This window comes from Mesorhizobium sp. M0678 (genome assembly GCF_040320505.1).
Taxonomy (GTDB): Bacteria; Pseudomonadota; Alphaproteobacteria; order Rhizobiales; family Rhizobiaceae; genus Mesorhizobium.
Map to the genome: position 1 here is coordinate 1 of NZ_JAMYPT010000058.1, position 5,892 is coordinate 5,892.

Annotated in this window: 3 protein-coding genes and 5 pseudogenes; 4 read left to right on the forward strand and 4 right to left on the reverse strand. The window is 56.9% G+C overall.

Annotation, left to right across the window (positions count from 1 at the left end; translation table 11 throughout):
- Positions 1-305 (forward strand): transposase (locus NKI29_RS33050; RefSeq protein WP_502896755.1); only part of this gene is annotated, 305 nt, incomplete at its 5' end.
- A gap of 550 nt (positions 306-855) precedes the next feature.
- Here NKI29_RS33050 and NKI29_RS33055 read toward each other — a convergent pair.
- Positions 856-1,320 (reverse strand): annotated as a pseudogene (locus NKI29_RS33055) (transposase); the annotation flags it as partial.
- Positions 1,321-1,576: 256 nt separating this feature from the next.
- Positions 1,577-1,873, reverse strand: a pseudogene (locus NKI29_RS33060) (transposase); the annotation flags it as partial.
- Between the two features lie 127 nt (positions 1,874-2,000).
- Between NKI29_RS33060 and NKI29_RS33065 the strand changes: the two are divergent.
- The 3 genes and pseudogenes from NKI29_RS33065 to NKI29_RS33075 form a co-directional block, all read left to right on the forward strand.
- Positions 2,001-2,186, forward strand: a pseudogene (locus tag NKI29_RS33065) (reverse transcriptase N-terminal domain-containing protein); the annotation flags it as partial.
- 166 nt (positions 2,187-2,352) lie between these two features.
- Positions 2,353-2,892 (forward strand): reverse transcriptase domain-containing protein, encoded by a 540-nt coding sequence (locus NKI29_RS33070; protein ID WP_352798656.1) that lies wholly within the window; start codon positions 2,353-2,355, stop codon positions 2,890-2,892.
- A 394-nt stretch (positions 2,893-3,286) separates the two neighbouring features.
- Positions 3,287-4,132, forward strand: a complete 846-nt coding sequence (locus NKI29_RS33075; RefSeq protein WP_352798657.1) for a LuxR family transcriptional regulator — start codon at positions 3,287-3,289, stop codon at positions 4,130-4,132.
- A gap of 831 nt (positions 4,133-4,963) precedes the next feature.
- Here the strand turns inward: NKI29_RS33075 and NKI29_RS33080 are convergent.
- A pseudogene (locus NKI29_RS33080) lies at positions 4,964-5,235 on the reverse strand (crotonyl-CoA carboxylase/reductase); the annotation flags it as partial.
- A gap of 348 nt (positions 5,236-5,583) precedes the next feature.
- Positions 5,584-5,792: pseudogene (locus NKI29_RS33085) on the reverse strand (transposase); the annotation flags it as partial.
- Between the last annotated feature and the right edge of the window lie 100 nt (positions 5,793-5,892).

Consider the following 5,892-nt stretch of genomic DNA (forward strand, 5'->3'; position numbering starts at 1 on the left):
TGGCGTGCTCCCGGTGCCCCTGTCCCGGATGGTCGCACCATACGCCGAAAATCGCTCATCTCCAGCGGGGATCGGATGGCACCGTCATGATCATACCGGTTACCAATGCCATCGAGGCGCTGAACTCAAAGCTGCGGCGGGCCGTGCGAACGCGGGGCCACTTTCCCAATGACGATGCCGCAATGAAGCTGCTATATCTGGTTCTCAACCACGCCGCCGAAGAATGGAAACGCGCCCCGCGCGAGTGGTTCGAGGCTAGAACACAATTCGCCGTTATCTTCGGCGAAAGGTTCGTCAGCCAATGACGACAACCGGCCTCACGCACAAGATTCCTGACAGTCCCCTCGTAGCCGCACGTGGTGGCAATTCAGGCTGGCTTAGACAACCGAATCCTACGCTCAATCACATCCGCCTCTTAGACGCGCCGTCGTGCATAAGACGGGCTTCTCCTCTTCGGCCGGTTTTTCCAAAGAACATCCTTTAAGTCCCGCTCGGCGAGACTGTCCCAGCTTACATTTGCGGATCAGCGACCCGTCGGTTCTACGACCTCGGCCGTGGCGATTTTTGACTTCAGGCAGCCTTCGAGCGTGAGACCAGGTGCATCGTTTTGGTTTCTCCAGACCCCCGAATTGGTCGATCGTCTTCCGGCACCGATCGCGAATGAATTTGAAACACGTTCTTCGTCAGATCAACTCCGGCGGTAACAACATTCTGTTCATTGAACGTTTCCCTAGACGGGGCTCTAGGCCGTGCAAAGCCCGTCCATCCTATCACGTCAGCAAATCTGGACGTCTATTCGCGCATGCCGATGTGGAAGTCGATCTTAGAGCCTGAATCAAAAAGAGTGTTTTGATATCAACTTCTTGCGAGCCTGCGTGTGAGCAGGCGAAGTGGGCGACGTACATCCAGCTTCTGGGGAACCGATGGATTTCTCCCAGTCCTTGGCCAGCCTGCGGCATCGCCCCAGCCATGCGAATGTGCGCTCCCGACCAGCGGCGCGGCAGAACCTCGAAGCCTTGGCTTTGTCCGTCCGCTTGACAATCTCCAGGGTGAACGTGCCGATCTTTTGCATCGCGCCCTTAAGCTTCGGCCCGGCATAGCCGCCGTCGGCGAAGCCGTGTCGCAGCCACGGCCAGCGTTCGAGAATGGTCTTGAGGGCAGCCGGTGCGCCGTCCCGGTCCTGGATATCGGCGGCGTGGACGACGAGACCGACCATCAGGCCGATGGTGTCGACAACGATGTGACGCTTGCGCCCGTGATCTTCTTTCCCGCGTCAAAGCCCCGAATTCCGCCGCTTTCCGTGGTCTTGACCGATTGACTTCTCTATTCGGCGGTTTGAAGTCAAGCGTGTTCTACCTCTTTTCCGGTTCTCCGGCTTATGATGTCTTTCGCGGGGCCTTGCTTCTCTCCGGGATCGGCGCTCTGGCCCTGGCCCGCCTTGATTGCCGATGATGGGGGCAATCGAGCCAGCCAATCGACGAACTCACCTCATCCTCGTCCCGCGAAAGGACAGCTTTTCCACCGGTAGGTGGGAACTTGTGTCGTCCCGTCTGTCGGGGCGATGTTTATCAATTTTTCAGCCGGCGACCGGCATGATTTCCGTCCTGGTCCAGCGGAACTGTGTGCCGTCGCTCCAGATGCGATGCATGATCACCGCCAGCCGGCGGGCGAGCGCAACGATGGCTTTCTGGTGGCCGCGCCGCTTGGCGACGCCCATCGCCCAGGCTTTCAACCAGCACCATTTCGTCACCCGCGTCAGCAGGGTCTGCGCGGCCTCGTAGAGCAACGTTCGCATCATGCCGTCGCCGCATAACGAGATCCCGCCCACCCGGCGGCTTTCGCCCGATTCATGGAGCGCCGGCGTGAGGCCCAAAATCGGCAGACTTCCGCGCGGTCATTCATGGCGAGAGAACTTTGACCGATCGTTGTACGAGGAAAAGCAGATGACGGCGATCGGCGCGAGAGCGACTGGAGCCGGTGCATCCTCGCGCACTGCGCAGATGTTGGATCAGGCGAACTGGTTGCACATTCAGGCAGAGGTGAAACGGCTTCAGGTGCGTATCGCCAAGGCAACCCAGGAAGGCCGATGGGGCAAGGTGAAAGCATTGCAACGTCTGCTGACCCGCTCGCATAGCGGCAAGATGTTGGCCGTGAAACGGGTGACGGAGAATCGCGGTAAGAGAACGCCGGGGGTGGACGGTAAGATATGGTCATCCCCGGCGGCCAGATGGAATGGGATGATGTCACTTCGACATCGCGGTTATCGCGCGATGCCGTTGCGACGTGTTTACATTCCCAAGAGTAACGGCAAGAAGCGTCCGCTGGGAATTTCCCTGTATGCGGTGCCGGGCGATGCAGGCGTTATGGAAGCTCGCTCTGGACCCGGTGGCAGAGACACTGGCGGACCCGAATTCCTATGGGTTCCGGCCCGAACGCTCGACTGCCGACGCCATCGAGCAGTGCTTCATCACTCTGGCTAAGGGCGCTTCGCCAGAGTGGATTCTGGAAGGTGACATCAGAGGCTGTTTCGACAACTTCAGTCACCCCTGGCTTCTGGAGCATGTCACGATGGAGAAGGAGGTTCTGCAAAAGTGGCTTCAAGCCGGATATATCGATGAGGGAACTCTGTTTGAGACGTCGGCGGGCACCCCGCAAGGGGCAATTATCTCGGCGGTGATCGCGAACACGGCGTTGGATGGGCTGGAGGCGGCAGTCTACGCAAGCGTGGGATCGTCGAAACTCGCGCGCAGCAAGGCCCAGCTCAACGTCATCCGCTATGCCGATGACTTTGTGGTGACCGGCGTATCGAAAGATGTGCTCGAATTCAAAGTCCTTCCGAAGGTGCTGGCGAAACACGAGGATTACCGGGATCCGGCGATGGTGCGTACCTGATCATTCAGCAACGCACGTGAGCCGGCACGTCGGGGAATGTGAGGAAGGCAAGAACCGCATGGCAAATGATCGATCAGATCGGGGTCAGGAAAACCAGTCCTGGACATAGAGCCTCATGAGCTGGCATTTTCAGATTTGGACCTGATCCACGCATCACCGATATGATCGGCGAAGCCAATGAAAAACGGTTGTATACCTAAAGAATTTTTACAATATGAAATCTCTCCTAAAAATTGTGAAAACTAAACTTAACTCAAAATAACTTTGCGCGTCGAAATGGCGTGATAAATCTTTGGCGACGCTAACCTTTCGACAACGCGCGGCGCCGCAGCCCTATAGCCTGGAGTTTTGTACAGTGGCGAGCTCCGGCGCAAATGGCCGATCAGGAGAGACTATGGAACACCCGCGGATGACAGCGGTGTCTCACCTTCGAGGCCTGACAACCAGAGAGTCCGACCCGTTCTCTTCGGTCCCGTCGAGGCATTTCCCGAAGGCAGCCGGGGAGGCGTTTGCGATCGAGTTCGGCCGATTTCTCGACCAGACTGATGGTGTTGCACAATCCGAGCGGCTGTTCGACCTGTTATGTGATTTTGCCCTGAATTTTGATTGCCCCTGGATCGCCTATGGCTCTGTTTTCCCCGACCAAAGAATTGTAAACCCGGTCCCACGGCAGCCGGCGGCCATGCTGAATTATCCTGATGAATGGAAGGAACGCTATTTCAGAATGGGCTACGATAAGATAGATCCCATCCTGAAAATGAGTCGAAAGCGTGCGATCGCCTTTCGATGGAGTGAGGTGTACAACGACGCAAGCACGACTGAAGACGAGCGGCGCGTTTTCGACGAGGCTGCGACGTTCGGCTTAAGGTCAGGAATTAGCGTCCCATTGCACGGCCCAGATGGCCGTGTTTCGATCATGAGTTTTGCTCAACCTTGGGACCGCGAATTCCAAAATAGAACAATCACCTACTTGCAACTTGCTGCTTTACGTTTCCATCTGAGAGTCGCGAGATTCGCGAATTCGAGTGGCATTGAGCAAGCTCCTAGCCTCTCTCTAAGAGAACAAGAGTGTATTCTGTGGACGGCGCGAGGGAAATCCTCATGGGAGATAGGAAAAATTCTAGGAATATCTGCAAACACTGTAAATTTCCATATAAAAAACGTAATGCGAAAAATGGATGCTGCTAGCAGGACGGTCGCTGCCATAAAAGCCGTAAACTTCGGAATTATAGAATTGTAAAAACCAGAATTAAAAAACGTCACGCTAAGTCATGATCAGTTTGTCTCGACGCGGCATGCTATAATCCGAAGTTGGCCGTCCGGCTGGAGGCGGACAAATGAAGCGTCCACGGTTCATTGTGGACGGTATATGGATTGGTTACAACTGCTGACTTATATCCGGCGACCGTTCTATGATGCCAAGGCGCTGGTCTCCCCCGTTCTATATTCGCGTGACCATGAGTGGATGCGTCAACTACCGGATGCCATTGTGCCTGCCCGGGAAACTCTAGCCCAGGTCGTTTCTGCGCGCTGCCGAGGTTGCATCGGCATGCAGAGCAATTTGACGACGTTGGAGGTTTCGACGTTCTCTGCGCAGTAGACGAGCTGGGTGAAGTCCGATCTCCAGATTGCGATGGGCGACGATGCGTGTCCAGCAACACAACCCGATCGCCAAATTGCCGAGTCAGATCCAGGCTGCCTTGCGCAGTTCTCTTCGGTTTAAACAATCCTGATATAAGCGTCGTGCTCCAGGTTTGTCACCAGATAGAGAACTCCTGAAGCTCTCGCTGCTTATAGGCTGCATAGAGATTTCGGAAATCGGATCTGAAGCGGTCGGACCTCAAGCCCGCCTGGCGGGATCGTCTCGGCTCATCCGCTCACGCGCTTCGGCACGACGCCCGAGCCCCGCCGGCTTCTTCAACGGAATCCGCCAGCTCATCTCTTTCGATATTGTCGTGTAGTTCAGGTCCCGACCGCTTGACGGTATCCTCGAAATTGCGCAGGCCGACGTTGGGCCCATTGACCAGCACGGCCATGTTCCCTGGCTTGTGCTGGTTCCTCCACATCCTAGAAACGGCGAGATAGGCTTACCGAGGCCGGCCCCAAATTCCGTTGTAGTTGACGCCGCCCGCCATCACGAACACCAATACCTCTTCGTCGTCAATCAGCCAGGTCGGCACCACCTCGACCAGAATTGAGCTCTCCGGCGGTCCGTGGCGCTCTCGGCGTATGGTCCAGGCGTACATGCGCTCGGGACGTATCCGAGGGCGGAATCTCCCCGACCTTGTAGAGATCCTTCGGACCGGATGCTGGCACTGATAGTTCGTTAGTAACGGCCGACATGACGACCTCCCTGCAATTCATCTGCTAACGCTGAAGGGTTCTTCTGCAACACGGCTAAGCGGAGCTCATCGACGCTGCCGTTGCCCTTAATGGTGAAAGCCGACAAATGAGCGAGCTCCTGTGTTCGTAACAGGGCAGCGGCCACTCTGATAGGAACCGCGCCCCTGGTTCAAACGAACTAAGCCACGGGCTGCGTCGCTTCGGCAACTATCAAATCAGATAGGGCATGCTTTCGGTTCGACATGCATTGGTAGCCTCATGGTAGCACGCCGACGATTGTGCCCACTGAGGTGGTGTAACTGACGGCATTGGTCGCCGTGCTCTCCGGCAGGGCCGGAATGATCGGCGTGCCACTGCCGGCAGGCTGATGAGCGGATCATCACTCATCTGGCTGATGTCTCAAGGGTCATATAGCGGGCCCGCTGCACGGCCCATTCATCGTTCTGTTCAAGGAGCAAGGCGCTGACGCGGCGCACGGTGGCGCCGTCATTGGGGAAGATGCCGACGACCTCGGTGCGCCGCTTGATCTCGCCGTTGAGCCGCTCGATCGGATCCGTAACCCGTATGAACATGACGGTGCCATTTGGTCCCCCGCTGGAGATGCGAGATTTTCGGCGTATGGTGCGACCATCCGGGACAGGCCACCGGGGGCACGCC